Here is a 17,999-nt window from a genome sequence, read left to right as displayed (position 1 = left end):
GCTGTTAGTAAGCACTACCCTCGCGGACACCCGAGACCCGTTCACGCAGAAGCCACCAGAGCAGTATCCAAATTGCCACTACCGCAAAACCAAGCCCCGCCACTGCACTGGTGCCACCGATTCCGTACAGATATCCACCCAGACTGCCGCCGACAAAAGTGCCGAAAAACTGCAACGTTGCATAGAGGCCCGAGGCAGCCCCGCGGGCATCCTCCGGGGCTTTGCGAGTTAACTGTGCCGGCAACAGGGCTTCCAGTAAGTTGAAGCCAATAAAGAAAATACTCAGCAGCAGTACGACCGCTACAGTCCCATTCATCGGCAGTAGCGCCGCGCTGCCAGCAATCAGGGCGAGCGCCGCCAGGTTCAGTGCGAGCGGCACCTTACCGGCACGCTCAGCCATACGCATCATGGGCAACATAACGATAAAGGTGCCGAGCATCAGTGGACCATAGAGTTTCCAGTGCTCTTGCGCCGGCCAGCCCAACCGATCGACCAGTACCAGTGGCAAGGCCACAAACAGTGCCGTCAGTAGCAAGTGGGAAAAGAAGGCCCCGCTGACCAGGCGCCAAGTCAAGCCACTACCCAGAACCTTGCGGAAACCGCCCTTAAATACTGCTGGGCGCTTTGCCACTTGAGGTGTCGGCACCACTCTCCATACCAGCAACATGCCTAACACGGCCAGTGCTGCTGTCAGCCAGAAAATAGCCGGTAGTCCGCCAGCACCCGCGAGTGCCGGGCCCAGTATTACCGCCAGCATAAAGGCCACACCGATCGAAGCCCCGATCACAGCCATGGCGATGCCGCGCTTCTCATCCCGGGTCAAATCAGCCACCAATGCCATTACAGCGGCAGCGATCGCTCCACACCCCTGTAACACACGGCCAACAATCAGCCCATATACGGAGTCCGTCTGTGCAGCGACGATACTACCGAGGGCAAATAGCGCCAAACCGGTATAAATCACGGGTTTGCGGCCCCAGCGATCGGATAAGAGCCCCAACGGAATCTGCAATAAAGCCTGGCTCAAGCCATAGGCGCCCATGGCCAACCCCAGTAGCATCGGGGTGCTATCGCGATAGCCCTCACCGTATACCGTGAGTACCGGCAGCACCATAAACAGGCCGAGCATGCGAAAGACATAAAGGGAAGCCAGCCCACCCAGGGCCCGGCGCTCAATGGAATTCATGCAGCTCCCGGAACAGCGTCAAATTGGGCGCGCATTGTACAGCGAGCGAGCGCTGGGCTGTAGTGGAAGCTGTACAACTTTCGCGGAGATCTAACCGCGGCCATAGTCGTCATCGAAGCGGACTATATCGTCCTCGCCCAGGTAACTGCCGGATTGCACCTCGATCAGCTCCAACGGAATAGTGCCGGGATTTTCCAATCGGTGCGTCACCCCCAGGGGGATATAGGTGGACTGATTCTCGGTAACCAGCAACTCTTCATCACCGCGGGTCACCCGCGCGGTGCCACGCACCACAATCCAGTGCTCGGCGCGGTGGTGGTGCATCTGCAGAGAAAGCTGTTGTCCGGGTTTAACCACGATGCGCTTTACCTGAAAACGCGGGCCCGCATCGATAGAGTCGTAGTAGCCCCAAGGTCTATACACCTTGCGGTGCCGCTGGGCCTCGCTGCGACCGGAGCGCTTGAGACTCCCCACCAGTTTCTTCACCTCCTGAACCCGCTGCTTGTCAGCAATTAGCAGGGCGTCGTCGGTATCTACCACCACCAGGTCCTCTACACCGAGCAAACTGACCAGGCGACTCTCCGCACGCACCAGGCAACCGCTGCTGTCTTCCTGCAAGACATCTCCTTGCAGCAGATTGTCGTCGCCATCCCGCTCGGCCAGCTCCCACAACCCCAGCCAGGAGCCCACATCACTCCAGCCAGCATCCATAGGTACTACAGCCGCCGACTCCGTAGGCTCCATGACCGCATAATCCACAGATTCATCGGCGCAAGCGGCGAAAGCCTCTCTATCCACCCGGGTAAAGTCCAGGTCTCGAGCCGCCTGCTCGTAGGCCGTGCGACAGGCAGTGAGAATATCCTCGCGATGCTGGCCCAGCTCCTCCAGATAGCGGGAGGCGCGGAACAGAAACATACCGCTGTTCCAGGAATAACCGCCATCGGCCAGGTAGGACTCGGCGGTATCGGCATCTGGCTTCTCGACAAACTCTGCCACCGACCATGCACCAGTGGAAAGCGCCTCTCCGCGGCGGATATAGCCGTAACCGGTCTCTGCCCGAGTCGGAACAATGCCAAAAGTGACTAAATGTCCCTGCTCTGCCAGTGCCCGAGCCGGCTGTAGCGCCTCCTGAAAAGCCGCCACATCAGCCACCGCATGGTCAGCTGGCAGCACCAGCAGCAAAGGGTCCTCACCGGACTCAAGCGCCGCCAAGGCTGCCAGAGCAATAGCCGGTGCCGTATTGCGCGCGCAGGGCTCCAGTAAAATAGACTGGGCACCATGACCAATCTCGCGCAGCTGCTCCGCAGCGGCGAAGCGATGTTCCTCATTGCACACTAAAATCGGAGCCTGTAGCTGTGCCACGCCCTCCAACCGCCTTGCGGTAGCCTGCAACATAGTTTCTTCACCTGTTAGCGGCAAAAACTGCTTAGGGTAGGTTTCGCGAGAGAGTGGCCACAGGCGCGAACCGGTGCCACCACAGAGAATTACAGGGATCATCAGCGCTATCTGTTCATCGGTTGGTTTTTTGCGGCAGACGATTTTGGCACATTGAGTGGCGAGTTTATACTCGACTGTTTTCCCGGCACCGCAGTTGTGATCGCCCTGCGCGGAGCAAGTCCGTGGCCCGGCCCAGTATTAGCAGCAATATAGGTAGAGCGTGGACACGATTTATGTGAGGGGTGCTCGCACCCACAACCTGAAAAATATTGATCTCGACATCCCCCGCGACAAGCTGATCGTGATCACCGGACTATCGGGTTCCGGCAAATCCTCCCTGGCCTTCGACACCCTGTACGCCGAGGGCCAGCGACGCTATGTGGAGTCTCTCTCCACCTATGCACGGCAATTCCTATCAATGATGGAAAAGCCGGATGTAGATACTGTCGAGGGACTGTCACCGGCGATTTCCATTGAGCAGAAGTCCACCTCCCACAACCCGCGCTCCACCGTGGGTACCATTACCGAGATTTACGACTACCTCAGACTGCTGTTCGCCCGTGTCGGTGAGCCGCGCTGCCCGGAACACGACGAGCCTCTGCAAGCCCAGACGGTCAGCCAGATGGTGGATCAGGTACTAACCCTGCCGGAAGGCACTAAGCTGATGCTGCTAGCACCGGTCGTTCGCGACCGCAAGGGCGAGCACCAGCATGTATTCGAACAGCTGCGTCGCGACGGCTTTGTGCGCGCACGTATCGATGGGGTTATCTGCGATTTGGACGATACCCCCAAATTGGACAAGCGCCGCAAACACACGGTCGAAGTGGTGGTAGACCGCTTCAAGGTGCGCGATGACCTGCAGTTACGCCTGGCAGAATCCTTCGAGACCGCTTTGAATCTCACCGATGGAATCGCCTCCGTCAGCTTTATGGATGGCGACCAGGAAGACCGCCTTTTTTCTGCCCGCCACGCCTGCCCTGTCTGTGACTATTCATTGGATGAACTGGAACCGCGTCTGTTTTCCTTCAACAATCCGGCCGGTGCCTGCCCCAGTTGCGACGGTCTGGGGGTTAAACAGTTCTTTGACGAAGATAAAGTGATTCTCGACCCGGAGAGCAGTATTTCCGAGGGCGCTATTCGCGGCTGGGACAGGCGCAATATCTACTACTACCATATGCTCGACTCTCTGGCCGAGCACTACGACTTCGACCTGGACAAACCCTGGAAAAAACTGCGTAAAACTCACCGCAAAGTCATTTTACAGGGCAGTGGCGATGAGGAGATTGACTTTAGCTATGTGAATGATCGCGGTGATGTCACCGTGCGACAGCACACCTTCGAAGGCATTATCCCCAACTTCCAGCGCCGCTACCGGGACACAGAATCCCAGTCTGTCCGCGAAGAACTGGCCAAATATCTGAGCACGCAAAGGTGCCCCGAATGTCACGGCACCCGCCTACGCCGCGAAGCCCGCCATGTCTTTGTGGACAACCGCACCCTGGCACAGATTACTGAACTGCCCGTCGGCGATGCTTTCAATTATTTTGATCACGAGCTGAGCTTCAAAGGCGCACAAAAGGAAATTGCCGATAAAATTCTTAAAGAGCTTCGCGATCGCTTCCGCTTCCTGGTGGATGTGGGCCTCAACTACCTGACCCTGAACCGCAGCGCAGAGACCCTATCCGGCGGTGAAGCGCAACGGATTCGCCTGGCCAGCCAGATCGGTGCCGGCCTGGTGGGTGTGATGTATATCCTCGATGAGCCCTCTATTGGCCTACACCAACGGGACAACGAACGCCTACTCAACACTCTTACCCACCTGCGCGATATCGGTAATACCGTGATTGTCGTAGAGCACGATGAAGACGCCATCCGCAGCGCCGACTTTATTGTCGATATCGGCCCCGGCGCCGGTGTTCATGGTGGCGAAGTCGTCGCGGCCGGCACCGCCGATAAAATTGCCAAGTGCAAAAAGTCCCTCACCGGACAGTACCTGTCGGGCAAAAAGAAAATTGCCGTACCGGAAGAGCGCTACATCCCAGATCCGGATTATATGTTGCGCCTCGAAGGTGCCAGCGGCAATAATTTGCAAAACGTGAACCTGGAAATACCCGTGGGGCTGTTTACCTGTGTCACCGGTGTCTCCGGCTCAGGTAAATCCACCCTAATCAATACCACCCTCTACCCTCTTGCAGCCACAGCCCTAAATAAAGCCACCACCTTGAAGGCCTCCCCTTATAAGGCCGTCCACGGATTGGAGCATTTCGACAAGTGTGTGGATATAGACCAGAGCCCTATTGGACGCACTCCAAGGTCCAATCCCGCCACTTACACCGGTATTTTCACTCCGATTCGAGATCTGTTTGCCGGTACTCAGGAAGCGCGCTCACGTGGTTACAAACCTGGGCGTTTTAGCTTTAACGTAAAAGGCGGTCGCTGCGAAGCCTGTCAGGGCGACGGTGTAATCAAGGTGGAGATGCACTTCCTTCCGGATATCTATGTACCTTGCGATACCTGTCATGGTAAACGCTATAACCGTGAAACCCTGGAAGTTCACTATAAGGGTAAGAATATCCACGAAGTATTGGAAATGACGGTGGAAGATGCGCGGGAGTTTTTTGATCCCGTGCCTGCGATCGCTAAAAAATTACAAACACTCATTGATGTCGGCCTCTCCTATATCAAGCTGGGCCAGGCTGCCACGACGCTCTCCGGCGGTGAAGCCCAGCGAGTAAAGCTCTCCCGCGAGCTATCCAAGCGCGATACTGGCCAAACCCTCTATATCCTCGACGAACCCACTACCGGCCTGCACTTTGCCGATATCCAATTGTTACTGGATGTCTTACATCGCTTACGCGATCACGGCAATACCATCGTGGTTATCGAACACAATTTAGATGTGATCAAAACAGCCGATTGGATCGTGGACCTGGGTCCGGAAGGCGGTTCTGGCGGCGGACAAATTATTGCAGCGGGAACTCCCGAGGAAGTGGCAGAAATGAAAGTTTCCCATACCGGTCATTTCCTAAAACCGATGCTTGGCTGATCAATACTACGGAGCTGGATCGCAGTCTGGCTCCTATAGTAATTAAATCACCGAATACATGCCGCGACGGAACGTGGGAAATGATAAAAAAATTGGATCAAGAAAAGTTAAACTTAATTATTGCACTATGCGCAATGATGGTTTCCCTTGCCTCCTTCTATGCAACTTATTTGCAGGCAGAAGCAGCAAATAAACAAGTCAAAATAATGACCATGCCTGTAATTCAATTTACACAGAGTAATTACGACCTTGAGGATGACAAACCATCAATTTATTTTGAACTTTACAATGTGGGGGCAAGCCCAGCCCTGCTGAAGAGTTTCAGCATCAACTATGAGCAAACTACCTACCATACCGCCAGGGAATTCCTGAATGCTTGCTGCCAACAGGAATATCAAGAGCTCACAAAAAAACTGGCAAATGATGGCGACGCCGCCAGCCTAGACAAAGGAAATATACTTACCTCAACTTTATCCAACAGCTTAATACCAGCGAACTCCAAGCGACGAATATTTGCATTATTTTATGGTGAACGATCTTACGATCTCTGGAAAAAACTAGACAAAGAAAGAAGAAAAGTATCAGTCGACTTCTGCTTCTGCTCACCCTTGGGTGGGTGCTATCGTTCAGAGAGTGAGGGAACCTCTACGGAGGTTGAAGCATGCACTACCAACCGCATTTAGACACTTTTCATTAGATAGAACTCTAAACAGAGTTTTCTCTAATCGTGAGCTGCGACGAATGAAAATCGATATCAACTGTGACCTAGGCGAAGGATCTGATTTAATCAGCTGCGAGAGGGATGCGCAAATTATGCCCTTCATCTCCCGCTGCAATATCGCCTGCGGTGGCCATGCTGGCAACCTGGAGATTATGCGCCTCTCTATTCGCAACGCACAGCAATATAAGTTAAAAATAGGGGCCCACCCCAGTTATCCAGATCGGGAAAACTTTGGAAGAAAATCTGTCCCAATCTCGCCAAATCAATTACTCGACTCTTTATACGCTCAGATCAATCAACTTCAAACCCTTGCTATTGCAGCAGGAACGCAGCTCGATCATATTAAGTTGCACGGCGCTCTATATAACGATGCCGAAGCAGACCAGTTACTGGCCCAAATAATTATCTCCCTACTCTCTAAGGAATATCCCTCACTGAAAATTATCGGCCTGGCCAATGGCGCCATGGAAGCCGCCGCAGCCGAAAAAAATCGTATTTTTTACCGGGAGGGTTTTATGGACAGGCAATACATCAATAAAGAAAAGCTAGCGCCACGTGATTTGCCTGGATCAGTTCTAAACAACATTGATCACTGCCTCGAAAGAGCTGTCGCATTGGCAAAAGGCACAGGCATTACAAGCTATCATGGCAGACCACTAAAATTTTCAGTCGACACTATTTGTTTACATAGTGATAATCCAGCAGCACTGCGTATCGCAGAGAGGCTTGTCAATCACTTGCAGCTCCATGGATTGAGCATATATTCGTGACACTCCCCGAAAAAGACTTCCCCAAAAAGTTAGATTTTAATGTGTCTATTAATGGGGATAGTGCCCTCGATATTCGCTTTAGCGCGGAACCTAGTGCAAATCTTAGTCGCTATATTATTGGGCTAAGACAGTATATCCTCAAGCATGGCCCAAATGGACTTACCGACCTAATTCCCTCATATCAATGCCTAACAATAATTTTTGTTCCTACTTTATTTGATAACGAATCGCTTTCTCAGGAAGTTCATCGGTTAACCCGAAGCTTCCTAGAAAACCCAGAGAAAATCAAAAGAAAGCCTCGCACAATTCGTATTCCTGTTTGCTATGAATCCACTTTTGCTCCCGATATGACTGTATTGAGCAAATACACAGACTTATCACCCGAGGAGATCATTCAGTTACATACTGCAAGCCCCTATCTCGTGCACATGCTGGGTTTTTCACCCGGTTTTTTGTATCTAGGCGGCCTTGATCCCCGACTACATTGTCCTCGCAAAGACAAGCCGAGAGCGAGTATTCCTGCCGGAGCGGTTGGAATTGGTGGGAGTCAAACCGGAATTTATCCACAAGCTACACCGGGGGGATGGCAGATTATCGGACAAACCCCCATCCAGCTATTTCAACCTTATAGTGAATCTCCTTTTATTGCTGCTCCTTTGGACATTGTCGAATTCTACCCTATCAGTGAATTTGAGTTCGCCATCATTAGCCAACACCACGATTAATAAATTAGACATTTATGAGCATCTATTTTATTCGAGCCGGACTACAAACCAGCATTCAGGACTGTGGCCGGCCTGGCTTGATGCACTACGGAATTCCTCAAGGGGGCGCAGCAGACCTCTTATCGATGAAGCTTGCTAACTTACTATTAGGCAACATTCTAAATAACCCAGTACTGGAAATAACTTTAACGGGTCCACTTATTAAGTTCGATTGTGATGTTTCGATAGCCATTACAGGCGCGCAATTCAAAGTTCTGTTAAACAACAATCCCATTGAAAGCTATAAAGTTATCCAAATTAAAAGTGGGGATATTCTAGAGTTTTCCCATTTAATGAGCGGTGCTCGGGCATATATAGGTTTATCCGCCACAATCTCTGCACCTCAAATTCTAAATAGTGTATCCACCCATTTAATCAGCGGCTTTGGCGGACATAAAAACGGCGCAATTAAGCAGGGAGAGAGGGTCCATTTAGAAAATACCCGCATAGCAAAAGAAGCACACTTGGAAAGAGAGTTTATCCCAAACTATCGACTACGCCCCTTAATAAGAGTCGTCCATGGATCAGAGAGTCAGCGATTTACCCAATCTGCATTGGACAATTTTTTTTCTACCACTTTTCAAGTATCCGCTCAGAGTAACCGCATGGGAATTCGCCTATCACCATCGATAATGTCAGACTCTGAGAGACTGAAAGATATCTCAGGGGAAATGGTTTCTTCCGGACTTTATCCCGGAAGTATTCAGATACCAAACAATGGCGAGCCGATTATTTCATTTATAGAAGGGCAAACCATCGGCGGTTACCCTCGACTGGCTCATGTTATTCGGGCCGACCTCCATAGATTAGGGCAACTCAAAGCCCAGGATAAAATCAATTTTCAGCTGGTTACTCAGACGCAGGCAAGGAAAATCTTACAGGTAAAAAATAAATTTTTAGGAAAGCTACTAAACACGATGAAATCAGAGACCAGAGAAACATTTACTCTTTGAAGATGGAGCTTTAAACAAATAATAAAATAAATTCAAATTACTGAATAACGACAACCCCGCATCTCTTTTAATTACCTCCCCCTAATTAAAAAACCACAATCTTTAGAGCATTTCGGCATCAATATCATCGCTCCAAAACAAACATCAATGGGCATAGTAAATTTAATGGAATATTTTCAATGACTCCCCCTAGACTGAACAGTCCCAGCTGACCATCTGGTTCTACCACTACTTCAGCTAGACCGAAGGATCATTATTAACTAGTCTTTTTGAGTTTTACCTAAATAGCGATTTGGACGAGTGTCCAACTTAACTGACCCACAGCCATAGGACTGACTTCTATTCCCATACTTGGCGTCTTTAATGCGGCCTAGTCCAGAGAGAAAACACCAATTACCTAAAGGGGATTAATAATGATAAAAATTCTCCGTGGTTTACTAACGGCATTTATTGCCTGCTCACTTCTTATCACCTCCTATGCGCAAGCCGAGCCGGGAGATTACAATTTTTGGACCACTCTAAAGCACCTTTTTGACCCTCCTAATGCTGATGAGCCGGTCACCCCTCAGCAGGCTCAGGGCATGTACCCTCTGACCATGCACGACCCTGGTTTTAACGATGATTTCAATCCGAAAGATTTTAATACTTGGCAAAAAGTAGATGTTCCTGCCAGCACTGGCGCCATGTGCGGAAATGGTTCTCCCTATAAATTTTTCGTTTATCGAGTGCCCGATACCAGCAATACCATTTTTTATTTTGAAGGTGGCGGCGCCTGTTGGGACTACGAGAGCTGCTCCGGCCAGGCCGGCATCCGCGGCGCACGAAATCCTAATGGTATCCCCGATGATTATCTCAGTAACGTACACCTCTTAGATTTCACAAACTTCGATAATCTCACTACCGCGGGTGTCTCTCCCCTTATTTATACCCACCACCCCTACAACCAGTACAAAACGGGCGAGTGGAACATGGTTTACGTTCCCTACTGTACTGGTGATATTTATGTAGGCGATAAAACCGAGGTATATAAGGATAAGAGTGGTCAGAACTCGGACCTAATTTGGCATCATAACGGCTTGCGCAATGTGCAGGCAGTAACCTCCTGGGTAAAAAATAATTTACAGAAACCCAAGCAAATGCTTGCCGCTGGTTGTAGTGCAGGCAGCGTAGGGGCTCTGTTAAATTACACGAAACTTCGTGAGGATATGAATGTCGACTATGGCTATTTGATAGATGATTCCGGCCCGCTTTACAACGCGCCTTTTGACAGTGATAACAACACTCAGTATCCGTCATTACCGTTACACAACGAAGTGCTTCGCTCCTGGACCACTTACACAACTGATGGAGATCCCACTGAAGAGAACCCCATTAATGCGATAAAGTCGTTTACTCCAGGATTTGATAGCAATCAGCTGGCTTCGATATACCGCGCACTATCGGATAAATTTCCCATGGATCGCCTGGGTATTACACACTTTCTGGCGGACGGTAATTTTTCTTCATACTCCTATGAGCGCTTCTACGAAGATATTTACAACGACCCAGATGCCAACTCTCGTTTAAATAAACTACGCGAACGCTGGCAAAAGGACACCCATGAAAATCTAATACCACTCTTGGATCAAACCAGTAATTGGGGCTACTACTTCCCAATGTTTCGCAACCTAAACGAAAGCCACTGCACCACGATTATTGACCTTAAATACGGCGAAATCGCCGAGCATGGACTGGAATTAAAGGATTTTTTGAACAATATCGTGAACCACAACGGTGGCGGCATGATCCGCGCCTATGAGACCGACAAAGTCTCCGACTTTGAAAACAACAGTAATTGGTTCTATGACCTTATTGGCCTGTTTATGTAACTCGGATCAGACGTAGAGCAGTGCTGCTGCTGAAAGTACTAAAAGTAGCAGCACTGTTTATTGATTAGCTACCGTAAACCGTTTCCCGAGCTTCCTGTAGGCGCTGGCGCAAATATTCGTGTTTATTCATCCCATTGGGAAAAGAAGTCATTTGCTGAACCTCTTCCACAATAGAGCGCTCCAAATCTTTATAGGTTGAAAAACCTGGCACCTGGGTATGTGGGTCGTAGCGGCTGATGACCGACTGAGCCTTCTCCCGATAGAGGTTAAATAATTCTTCTGCGCGCTGTTTGAAATCAGCCTCGTTCAGGCTATTTTTCTCCAGCCAGGCCAGTTTCATTGACAATGCTTCATAGCCGGTCACCCGGTTTTCATTCTCTACCTTCTCAATAGCGTCCCAAGCCTCTGAACTGGACAAATTCCCAAGATCCGCAAAATACTCTTTTATTTCCTGCTTTAGCTGCTCTCGATCTAGGTAGGCTTTAACCCGTGGATGATCCAAGAGTTCCGCCATCTCAGTACTCTCTAACTCTGACCAGAGTATTTTTTCAGAGATATCCTGCGCTAATTGATTGTTTTCCGTTAAAGGCTGTACGAACTGCCGAACTTTCGCCACACTTTTTTTGACATCAATATCGTAATGATCGATGCCCACAACGGCTAGGCTTACTGCACCGGCAAGCAATATCAGTTTTTTCATATTCAGTTACCGAGCAAATTTGAATTTATATGTCGTTATATCGATAACTATATAAGCAGAGAAAATCGAGGGGATGAATGGGAAGGGCGTCCCAGCTGAAGAGATATACGCCAATATCTGTCAAACAGCTGGAAAGTGAATAAAAAGAATCAACTGAGGAGAATTAAACCCAGCTCAAAGGCTGTTCATCGCTCTTCTTGGCGGAACAGGGATCATTTGAAGTCTTGGGTGCGACATAGCCCACCTGCTGCTCTTTAGGCAGATTACGAGTCTCCCAGTTGGCAACAGCCTCGGCACAGAGACTGCGCTGCTCTGCGGTAATAGCAACACCATTGGGCCATTTGCCCAGCTCAATAGCTCGTCGCAGACTGGCGACAATTTGTGGGTTCAGATTATTTAACAACTGCTCAAAAGACATACAAAATTCTCCCGTATGTACAAAAAAGGCCGGTCATAGACCGGCCTTCCGTAGCAAAATTGCTAGCGCAACTTATGCTTCAGCAGCTTCGTCTTCAACTTGTGGACGATCCACCAGTTCAACGTAAGCCATCGGTGCTTTATCACCTGCGCGGAAACCACATTTCAGGATACGGATATATCCACCTGGACGGGCTTCGTAACGGGGACCCAGCTCATCGAACAGCTTGCGCACAGCATCCTTATCACGGATACGGGCAAAAGCCAGACGACGGTTGGCAACACTGTCCTTCTTAGCCAGGGTAATCAGCGGCTCGGCAACGCGACGCAGCTCCTTGGCTTTTGGCAATGTAGTTTTGATCAGTTCGTGCTCTACCAGAGAAGCGGTCATGTTCTTGAACATGGCCTTGCGGTGAGCGCTGGTACGGCTGAATTTACGGCCACTATAGCGATGACGCATGACTCAATTCCTTACGACCACAGTTGCTGTCTCAGCAGGTCGTTCTGGAGCGGTGTCGCGTTAAGCCGTGGCACCGCTCGGGTTCTTTCTACTAGTCACGGCGTCGCCGCGACTACCAAATGCTTACAGGGGGCTTAATTTGCTATCGCCTTTAAGGCTGGCCGGTGGCCAGTTTTCGAGACGCATACCCAGGGACAAACCACGGGAAGCCAGTACGTCCTTGATTTCAGTCAGAGACTTCTTACCAAGATTCGGGGTCTTAAGCAGCTCCACTTCGGTGCGCTGAATCAGGTCACCGATGTAGTAGATGTTTTCCGCTTTCAGACAGTTAGCCGAACGTACTGTCAGCTCCAGGTCGTCAACTGGGCGTAGCAATACCGGATCAACTTCAGGCTCTTCTGCCTTCGGTTGTGCGTCCTTCTCACCTTCCAGGTCCACAAATACTGCCAGCTGCTGCTGCAGAATAGTGGCTGCACGGCGAATAGCTTCTTCGGGGTCCAGAGTACCGTTGGTCTCCAGGTCCAGAACCAGCTTGTCCAGATCGGTACGCTGCTCTACACGCGCACTTTCTACGCTGTAAGAAACGCGGCGAACCGGGCTGTAAGATGCGTCCAGTTGCAGACGGCCAATCGCGCGGCTTTCCTCTTCCTCGTCACGGCGTGCGTCGGCGGGCTGATAGCCACGGCCACGCGCAACAGTGAGGCGCAGGTTGAGTTCTACATCACCAGTGATATTGGCGATCACGTGCTCAGGATTCACAATCTCGATATCGTGATCTACCTGGATATCTCCAGCAGTCACCGCACCCGGGCCCTTTTTGCTCAGGCTCAATACAGCCTGATCCTTGCCGTGCATAACAACCGCGATTTCTTTCAGGTTGAGCAGGATTTCAATAACATCTTCCTGCACACCTTCAATCGCGCTGTACTCGTGCTCGACACCGTCGATTTCTACTTCGGTGACGGCGCAGCCCGGCATGGAGGACAGCAGGATGCGACGCAGCGCATTGCCAAGAGTGTGGCCAAAGCCACGCTCCAGGGGCTCCAGAACCACTTTGGCGTGATTCTGATTGTACTCGGTGACGTCAATACGACGCGGTGTCAAAAACTCGTTGACAGCAGTCTGCATAGCCATACCTGTTTACAGTTGCATTCCTTAAAGTGAACTAATTGTTACTTGGAGTACAGTTCCACAATAAGGTTTTCGTTGATCTCTGCCGGCAGATCGACACGATCTGGAATGCGCTTGAAAGTGCCTTCCAGCTTGCTCGCGTTTACGTCTACCCACTCGACATCGCCACGCTGGGCAGCGAGGGAAACGGAATTCTGGATACGCAGCTGCTTCTTGGCTTTTTCACGTACAGCAATTACATCGCCTTCTTTAACTTGGTAAGAAGGAATGTTTACAGTAGTGCCATTTACCAGAATCGCCTTGTGGGAAACCAGCTGACGCGCTTCAGAGCGAGTTGAGCCGAAGCCCATGCGGTAAACCACGTTGTCCAGGCGCTTTTCCAGGAGTTGCAGCAGGTTTTCACCAGTTGCGCCTTTCAGGCGAGCCGCTTCCTTATAGTAGTTGCGGAACTGCTTTTCCAGTACGCCGTAGATACGACGAACTTTTTGCTTCTCGCGCAGCTGGATGCCGTAGTCGGACAGACGGCCGCGACCAGCGCCATGCTGACCGGGCTTGGATTCTGCGCGACATTTGGAGTCGTGCGGACGTACACCACTCTTCAGCTGCAGGTCAGTCCCTTCACGACGGGACAGTTTACATTTTGGTCCAATATAACGTGCCATTCTATCAGCCCCCTCTTACACGCGACGTTTCTTGGGCGGACGACATCCGTTATGCGGGATTGGCGTCACGTCGGTGATGTTGGTGATTTTGTAGCCGCAGTTGTTCAGTGCGCGAACAGCGGATTCGCGACCGGGGCCAGGGCCCTTCACTTCTACGTCGAGGTTTTTCAGGCCGTACTCCTGAGCTGCAGTACCTGCGCGCTCAGCGGCAACCTGGGCTGCAAACGGGGTGCTCTTACGTGAGCCACGGAAGCCAGATCCACCTGCGGTGGCCCAGCTGAGGGTATTACCCTGGCGATCAGTGATCGTCACGATCGTGTTGTTGAACGATGCGTGGATGTGGGCAATACCGTCGACAACGGTCTTTTTGACCTTTTTGCGAACAGTAGTTTTTGGCTTAGCCATACCAGTATCCTAAATCCTGTATCAAATCCCCTCGGCTAATCGCCGGGCGGGGCTTGTTAAACCGCGATTTCGCGCCTTGATAATCAGGCTTACTTGCGAATCGGCTTGCGCGGACCCTTACGGGTACGAGCATTGGTCTTGGTGCGCTGACCACGCAGCGGCAAGCTGCGACGGTGACGCAGACCGCGATAGCAACCCAGGTCCATCAAACGCTTGATGTTCATGGATACTTCACGGCGCAGGTCGCCTTCTACGGTAAGTTTTGCAACTTCACCGCGGATGGTTTCGATCTGCTCTTCAGACAGGTCGCGGATTTTGGTGGATTCAGCGATACCAACCGCTGCCAAAATAGACTTAGCCGTAGTAAGACCGACCCCATAAATGTGGGTCAGGGAGATCACGGCGTGCTTGTGGTCTGGTACATTGACACCAGCAATACGTGCCATAGAGGCGTACTCCACGTATTGGGAGTCACTGCTTTATATTAAGTATGTGACTCTACTTTGATTTCGGCGCTGACAGCGACTAAAAAACCGACGGCGCCACCAAAAAGGCGCGCAAGAATAGCTTTTCAGACACCAAATTGCAATAGCCCACGCCCACCACGGCCTCCCGCAGCGGATGTGGACGACAGTCAACGCCCCCTATTGGAGGCCCACCCTTTGGACTGACCTCCCACCACAAAGAAATTCCTTATGGTGCTGCCACTTGTTACGGGGCTGCAACAAGTGACGAATTTTTCCAGCTTCTACAGAGGCGCCCACTGGACGCTCTCTGTAAGGGGCTGGCCCCTATTAGCCTTGACGCTGCTTGTGACGTGGCTCAGCGCTGCAGATTACCCGCAGAACGCCTTTGCGACGTACGATTTTGCAGTTACGGCAGATCTTTTTTACAGAAGCGCGTACTTTCATGACCTTACCTCAATTCAATCAAACTGCGAGCAGGTGACGCACTAGCGACGACCGTAGCTTTGCAGGTTCGCTTTTTTCATCAAGCCTTCGTACTGGTGCGACAGCAGATGCGATTGTACCTGCGCCATAAAGTCCATCACCACTACTACAACGATCAGTAGTGAGGTACCCCCCAGATAGAAGGGAACGTTAAACCCAACTACCAGGAACTGCGGCAGCAGGGATACCAGTGCGATATACACAGCACCTACCAGGGTGAGTCGGGTCAGCACGCTGTCGATATAGCGGGCTGTCTGCTCACCTGGACGAATACCAGGTACATAGGCACCAGACTTCTTCAGGTTATCTGCAACTTCATTCGGGTTGAACATCAACGCCGTATAGAAGAAACAGAAGAAACCAATCAGCAGTGCGAACAGAATAATGTTCAGCGGCTGACCCGGCCCCAGCTGCAATGCCATCCACTGCAGGATCTGGGCACCAACACCCTCACCACCCTGGCCAAACCACTGTGCCAGCGTCGCTGGGAACAGCAGAATACTGCTGGCGAAGATCACCGGAATAACACCGGCCATGTTCACCTTCAGAGGCAGGTGGCTCGCCTGCGCAGCGGGTGCTGCAGAGTAACGACCGGCCTGACGCCTGGCGTGGTTGATGGTAATTCGGCGCTGACCGCGCTCCATCACCACCACAAAGAACACCACAGCTAGAGCGATAACACCGATGATCAGCAGCATAAGAATATGCAACTCACCCTGGCGGGCCTGCTCAAATGCCTGGCCGATGGCGCCGGGCAAGCCTGCCACGATACCGGCAAAAATCAGCATAGAAATCCCGTTGCCCACTCCGCGCTCAGTGATCTGCTCACCGAGCCACATCATGAATACGGCACCGGTCACCAGTGACGTTACCGCCACAAAGTAAAAACCAAACGCAGGCTCAGATGAGTAAGCCAGGTTCTGCCCTGCCAACCCGAAAGTCATGCCGATACCCTGAATCAGGGCCAACACTACCGTCAGGTAACGGGTGTACTGGTTGATCTTACGCCTTCCGGCCTCCCCTTCCTTCTTCAGAGCTTCCAGAGAGGGAGTCACCGCACTCATCAACTGCATGATGATGGATGCGGAGATATAGGGCATGATGCCCAGAGCCAGAATACTCATCCTTTCCAGGGCGCCGCCTGAGAACATGTTAAACAGGCCAAGGATGGTTCCCTGATTCTGATTAAACAGGTTTGACAGCTTTTCCGGATCAATGCCGGGCACCGGAATGTGTGTTCCCAGCCGATAAACTAGTATCGCTAGAAACAGAAAACGAAGGCGAGCCCAAAGCTCGCCCAATCCCTTGCTGTTGCCCAGGGGATTTCCACCGGATCCTGGTCGTGCCATTGGCGCCTCGATTAGTCTTCTATTTTACCGCCAGCAGCTTCGATAGCCGCCTTTGCACCTTTGGTCACTCCCAGACCCTTTACGGTAACAGCTTTAGTCAGCTCACCTGAGAGGAACACTTTGGCGCGTTTAATGTGGCTGCCGATGATATCGGCATTCTTAAGCGCTGCCAAATCGATTACGTCACTTTCTACCTTGGCCAGCTCTGCCAGACGTACTTCTGCGGTGAAGCGAGAAACACGAGCGGTAAAACCGTACTTAGGCAGACGCTTCTGCAAAGGCATCTGACCGCCTTCGAAGCCCGGACGAACGCTGCCGCCGGAACGCGCTTTTTGACCTTTGTGGCCGCGGCCACCGGTCTTACCTAAACCACTACCAATACCACGGCCAACGCGCTTAGCGCTGTGCTTGTGGCCTTGTGCGGGAGACAGGTCATTCAAACGCATGTTATTCCCCCTCAACCTTAACCAGGTAGTTTACTTTATTGATCATGCCGCGCACGGAAGGAGTATCTTCCACTTCCACTGTGTGGCCGATGCGGCGCAGGCCCAGACCCGCAACGCACGCCTGATGACTTTTCAGGCGTCCGTTGATGCTTTTGGTCTGGGTGACTTTAATGGTCTTCTTAGCCATGGTCTTAACCCACCAATAACCTTAAATCCGAGCTGTGATTAGCCCAGAATCTCTTCGACTGATTTACCGCGCTTGGCTGCAACATCTCCCGGGCTCTGCATTTGATCCAGAGCTTTAAAAGTTGCACGCACTACGTTCACCGGGTTGGTGGAGCCGTAGCACTTAGCCAATACGTTGTGTACACCGGCCATTTCCAGTACGGAGCGCATGGCACCGCCGGCAATTACACCGGTACCCTGGGAAGCGGGCTGCATGTAAACCTTGGAACCACCGTGACGACCATTGGTAGCGTACTGGATGGTATCACCATTCAGTTCTACCTGGATCATGTTGCGGCGTGCAGCTTCCATCGCTTTCTGAATCGCAACAGGCACTTCACGCGCCTTGCCACGACCAAAACCGATACGGCCATTGCCGTCGCCAACTACGGTCAGTGCGGTAAAGGCGAAGATACGACCACCTTTAACAGTCTTGGCAACGCGATTAACCTGGACCAGCTTTTCCTGCAGGCCTTCGTCGTTGCTTTTGTCTTTCTCTCTAGCCATAA

General features: G+C 51.4%; 20 protein-coding genes. 6 read left to right on the top strand and 14 right to left on the bottom strand.

The annotated features are described in order from the left end of the window. Window positions 1-4 precede the first annotated feature (4 nt). Window positions 5-1,186 carry an MFS transporter gene (locus ACJJID_RS20140; protein WP_444920960.1) on the bottom strand — a complete coding sequence of 394 codons (1,182 nt, stop codon included), beginning with the start codon at window positions 1,184-1,186 and terminating at the stop codon, window positions 5-7. A gap of 90 nt (window positions 1,187-1,276) precedes the next feature. Continuing rightward, window positions 1,277-2,683, bottom strand: a complete 1,407-nt coding sequence (locus ACJJID_RS20135; RefSeq protein ID WP_444920959.1) for a mannose-1-phosphate guanylyltransferase/mannose-6-phosphate isomerase — start codon at window positions 2,681-2,683, stop codon at window positions 1,277-1,279. Between the two features lie 160 nt (window positions 2,684-2,843). Between ACJJID_RS20135 and uvrA the strand changes: the two genes are divergently transcribed. From uvrA to ACJJID_RS20105, 6 genes are all read left to right on the top strand, one after another. Then, window positions 2,844-5,669, top strand: a complete 2,826-nt coding sequence (gene uvrA / locus ACJJID_RS20130) for an excinuclease ABC subunit UvrA (RefSeq protein WP_444920958.1) — start codon at window positions 2,844-2,846, stop codon at window positions 5,667-5,669. 80 nt (window positions 5,670-5,749) lie between these two features. Then, window positions 5,750-6,352 (top strand): hypothetical protein, encoded by a 603-nt coding sequence (locus ACJJID_RS20125; RefSeq protein WP_444920957.1) that lies wholly within the window; start codon window positions 5,750-5,752, stop codon window positions 6,350-6,352. A 58-nt stretch (window positions 6,353-6,410) separates the two neighbouring features. Next, window positions 6,411-7,160 carry a 5-oxoprolinase subunit PxpA gene (gene pxpA / locus ACJJID_RS20120; RefSeq protein ID WP_444920956.1) on the top strand — a complete coding sequence of 250 codons (750 nt, stop codon included), beginning with the start codon at window positions 6,411-6,413 and terminating at the stop codon, window positions 7,158-7,160. After that, window positions 7,157-7,885 carry a 5-oxoprolinase subunit PxpB gene (gene pxpB, locus ACJJID_RS20115; RefSeq protein WP_444920955.1) on the top strand — a complete coding sequence of 243 codons (729 nt, stop codon included), beginning with the start codon at window positions 7,157-7,159 and terminating at the stop codon, window positions 7,883-7,885. Before pxpA ends, pxpB begins: the two co-directional genes overlap by 4 nt. Window positions 7,886-7,899: 14 nt before the next feature. After that, the gene (locus tag ACJJID_RS20110) at window positions 7,900-8,877 is read left to right on the top strand and encodes a biotin-dependent carboxyltransferase family protein (RefSeq protein ID WP_444920954.1); all 978 of its coding nucleotides are present in this window, start codon (window positions 7,900-7,902) and stop codon (window positions 8,875-8,877) included. Between the two features lie 413 nt (window positions 8,878-9,290). After that, on the top strand, window positions 9,291-10,745 hold the full coding sequence (locus ACJJID_RS20105; RefSeq protein WP_444920953.1) for a pectin acetylesterase-family hydrolase: 1,455 nt from the start codon (window positions 9,291-9,293) through the stop codon (window positions 10,743-10,745). A gap of 64 nt (window positions 10,746-10,809) precedes the next feature. Here the strand turns inward: ACJJID_RS20105 and ACJJID_RS20100 are convergent, their stop codons facing one another. The 12 genes from ACJJID_RS20100 to rpsE form a co-directional block, all read right to left on the bottom strand. Beyond that, complete coding sequence (locus ACJJID_RS20100) at window positions 10,810-11,445, bottom strand: hypothetical protein (RefSeq protein WP_444920952.1); 636 nt, start codon at window positions 11,443-11,445, stop codon at window positions 10,810-10,812. A gap of 163 nt (window positions 11,446-11,608) precedes the next feature. Further along, on the bottom strand, window positions 11,609-11,863 hold the full coding sequence (locus tag ACJJID_RS20095) for a YeaC family protein (protein WP_444920951.1): 255 nt from the start codon (window positions 11,861-11,863) through the stop codon (window positions 11,609-11,611). 72 nt (window positions 11,864-11,935) lie between these two features. Beyond that, the gene (gene rplQ, locus ACJJID_RS20090; RefSeq protein ID WP_152451171.1) at window positions 11,936-12,322 is read right to left on the bottom strand and encodes a 50S ribosomal protein L17; all 387 of its coding nucleotides are present in this window, start codon (window positions 12,320-12,322) and stop codon (window positions 11,936-11,938) included. A gap of 123 nt (window positions 12,323-12,445) precedes the next feature. Continuing rightward, window positions 12,446-13,450 (bottom strand): DNA-directed RNA polymerase subunit alpha, encoded by a 1,005-nt coding sequence (locus ACJJID_RS20085; protein WP_152451169.1) that lies wholly within the window; start codon window positions 13,448-13,450, stop codon window positions 12,446-12,448. A gap of 44 nt (window positions 13,451-13,494) precedes the next feature. Continuing rightward, complete coding sequence (rpsD, locus tag ACJJID_RS20080; protein ID WP_152451167.1) at window positions 13,495-14,115, bottom strand: 30S ribosomal protein S4; 621 nt, start codon at window positions 14,113-14,115, stop codon at window positions 13,495-13,497. Between the two features lie 15 nt (window positions 14,116-14,130). Continuing rightward, a complete protein-coding gene (gene rpsK, locus ACJJID_RS20075; protein ID WP_020411406.1) occupies window positions 14,131-14,520 on the bottom strand; it encodes a 30S ribosomal protein S11 in 390 nt (129 codons plus the stop codon). A gap of 89 nt (window positions 14,521-14,609) precedes the next feature. Then, window positions 14,610-14,966 (bottom strand): 30S ribosomal protein S13, encoded by a 357-nt coding sequence (rpsM, locus tag ACJJID_RS20070; RefSeq protein WP_152451165.1) that lies wholly within the window; start codon window positions 14,964-14,966, stop codon window positions 14,610-14,612. Between the two features lie 348 nt (window positions 14,967-15,314). After that, complete coding sequence (gene rpmJ / locus ACJJID_RS20065) at window positions 15,315-15,431, bottom strand: 50S ribosomal protein L36 (protein WP_010133825.1); 117 nt, start codon at window positions 15,429-15,431, stop codon at window positions 15,315-15,317. A gap of 41 nt (window positions 15,432-15,472) precedes the next feature. Then, window positions 15,473-16,819: a preprotein translocase subunit SecY gene (gene secY / locus ACJJID_RS20060; protein ID WP_020411404.1), complete on the bottom strand. Its 1,347-nt coding sequence runs from the start codon at window positions 16,817-16,819 to the stop codon at window positions 15,473-15,475. A gap of 11 nt (window positions 16,820-16,830) precedes the next feature. Continuing rightward, the gene (gene rplO, locus ACJJID_RS20055) at window positions 16,831-17,265 is read right to left on the bottom strand and encodes a 50S ribosomal protein L15 (RefSeq protein ID WP_020411403.1); all 435 of its coding nucleotides are present in this window, start codon (window positions 17,263-17,265) and stop codon (window positions 16,831-16,833) included. Window position 17,266: 1 nt separating this feature from the next. Next, the gene (rpmD, locus tag ACJJID_RS20050) at window positions 17,267-17,452 is read right to left on the bottom strand and encodes a 50S ribosomal protein L30 (RefSeq protein WP_020411402.1); all 186 of its coding nucleotides are present in this window, start codon (window positions 17,450-17,452) and stop codon (window positions 17,267-17,269) included. 38 nt (window positions 17,453-17,490) lie between these two features. Continuing rightward, entirely contained in the window at window positions 17,491-17,997 is a 507-nt protein-coding gene (rpsE, locus tag ACJJID_RS20045) for a 30S ribosomal protein S5 (protein WP_152451163.1), read from the bottom strand. Window positions 17,998-17,999 lie beyond the last annotated feature (2 nt).

This window comes from Microbulbifer sp. CnH-101-G (assembly GCF_052466775.1).
This window is presented reverse-complemented; position numbering and strand designations above follow the sequence as displayed.

Excerpts from the sequence above, each read along its gene's own strand:
- ACJJID_RS20085 (WP_152451169.1), bottom strand. The coding sequence starts at position 13,450 with ATGCAGACTGCTGTCAACGAGTTTTTGACACCGCGTCGTATTGACGTC.
- ACJJID_RS20135 (WP_444920959.1), bottom strand. The coding sequence starts at position 2,683 with ATGATCCCTGTAATTCTCTGTGGTGGCACCGGTTCGCGCCTGTGGCCA.
- secY (WP_020411404.1), bottom strand. The coding sequence starts at position 16,819 with ATGGCACGACCAGGATCCGGTGGAAATCCCCTGGGCAACAGCAAGGGA.
- ACJJID_RS20095 (WP_444920951.1), bottom strand. The coding sequence starts at position 11,863 with ATGTCTTTTGAGCAGTTGTTAAATAATCTGAACCCACAAATTGTCGCC.
- ACJJID_RS20125 (WP_444920957.1), top strand. The coding sequence starts at position 5,750 with ATGATAAAAAAATTGGATCAAGAAAAGTTAAACTTAATTATTGCACTA.
- ACJJID_RS20100 (WP_444920952.1), bottom strand. The coding sequence starts at position 11,445 with ATGAAAAAACTGATATTGCTTGCCGGTGCAGTAAGCCTAGCCGTTGTG.
- rplO (WP_020411403.1), bottom strand. The coding sequence starts at position 17,265 with ATGCGTTTGAATGACCTGTCTCCCGCACAAGGCCACAAGCACAGCGCT.
- rpmD (WP_020411402.1), bottom strand. The coding sequence starts at position 17,452 with ATGGCTAAGAAGACCATTAAAGTCACCCAGACCAAAAGCATCAACGGA.
- rplQ (WP_152451171.1), bottom strand. The coding sequence starts at position 12,322 with ATGCGTCATCGCTATAGTGGCCGTAAATTCAGCCGTACCAGCGCTCAC.
- rpsK (WP_020411406.1), bottom strand. The coding sequence starts at position 14,520 with ATGGCTAAGCCAAAAACTACTGTTCGCAAAAAGGTCAAAAAGACCGTT.
- rpsM (WP_152451165.1), bottom strand. The coding sequence starts at position 14,966 with ATGGCACGTATTGCTGGTGTCAATGTACCAGACCACAAGCACGCCGTG.
- ACJJID_RS20140 (WP_444920960.1), bottom strand. The coding sequence starts at position 1,186 with ATGAATTCCATTGAGCGCCGGGCCCTGGGTGGGCTGGCTTCCCTTTAT.
- ACJJID_RS20110 (WP_444920954.1), top strand. The coding sequence starts at position 7,900 with ATGAGCATCTATTTTATTCGAGCCGGACTACAAACCAGCATTCAGGAC.
- rpmJ (WP_010133825.1), bottom strand. The coding sequence starts at position 15,431 with ATGAAAGTACGCGCTTCTGTAAAAAAGATCTGCCGTAACTGCAAAATC.
- pxpA (WP_444920956.1), top strand. The coding sequence starts at position 6,411 with ATGAAAATCGATATCAACTGTGACCTAGGCGAAGGATCTGATTTAATC.
- ACJJID_RS20105 (WP_444920953.1), top strand. The coding sequence starts at position 9,291 with ATGATAAAAATTCTCCGTGGTTTACTAACGGCATTTATTGCCTGCTCA.
- rpsE (WP_152451163.1), bottom strand. The coding sequence starts at position 17,997 with ATGGCTAGAGAGAAAGACAAAAGCAACGACGAAGGCCTGCAGGAAAAG.
- rpsD (WP_152451167.1), bottom strand. The coding sequence starts at position 14,115 with ATGGCACGTTATATTGGACCAAAATGTAAACTGTCCCGTCGTGAAGGG.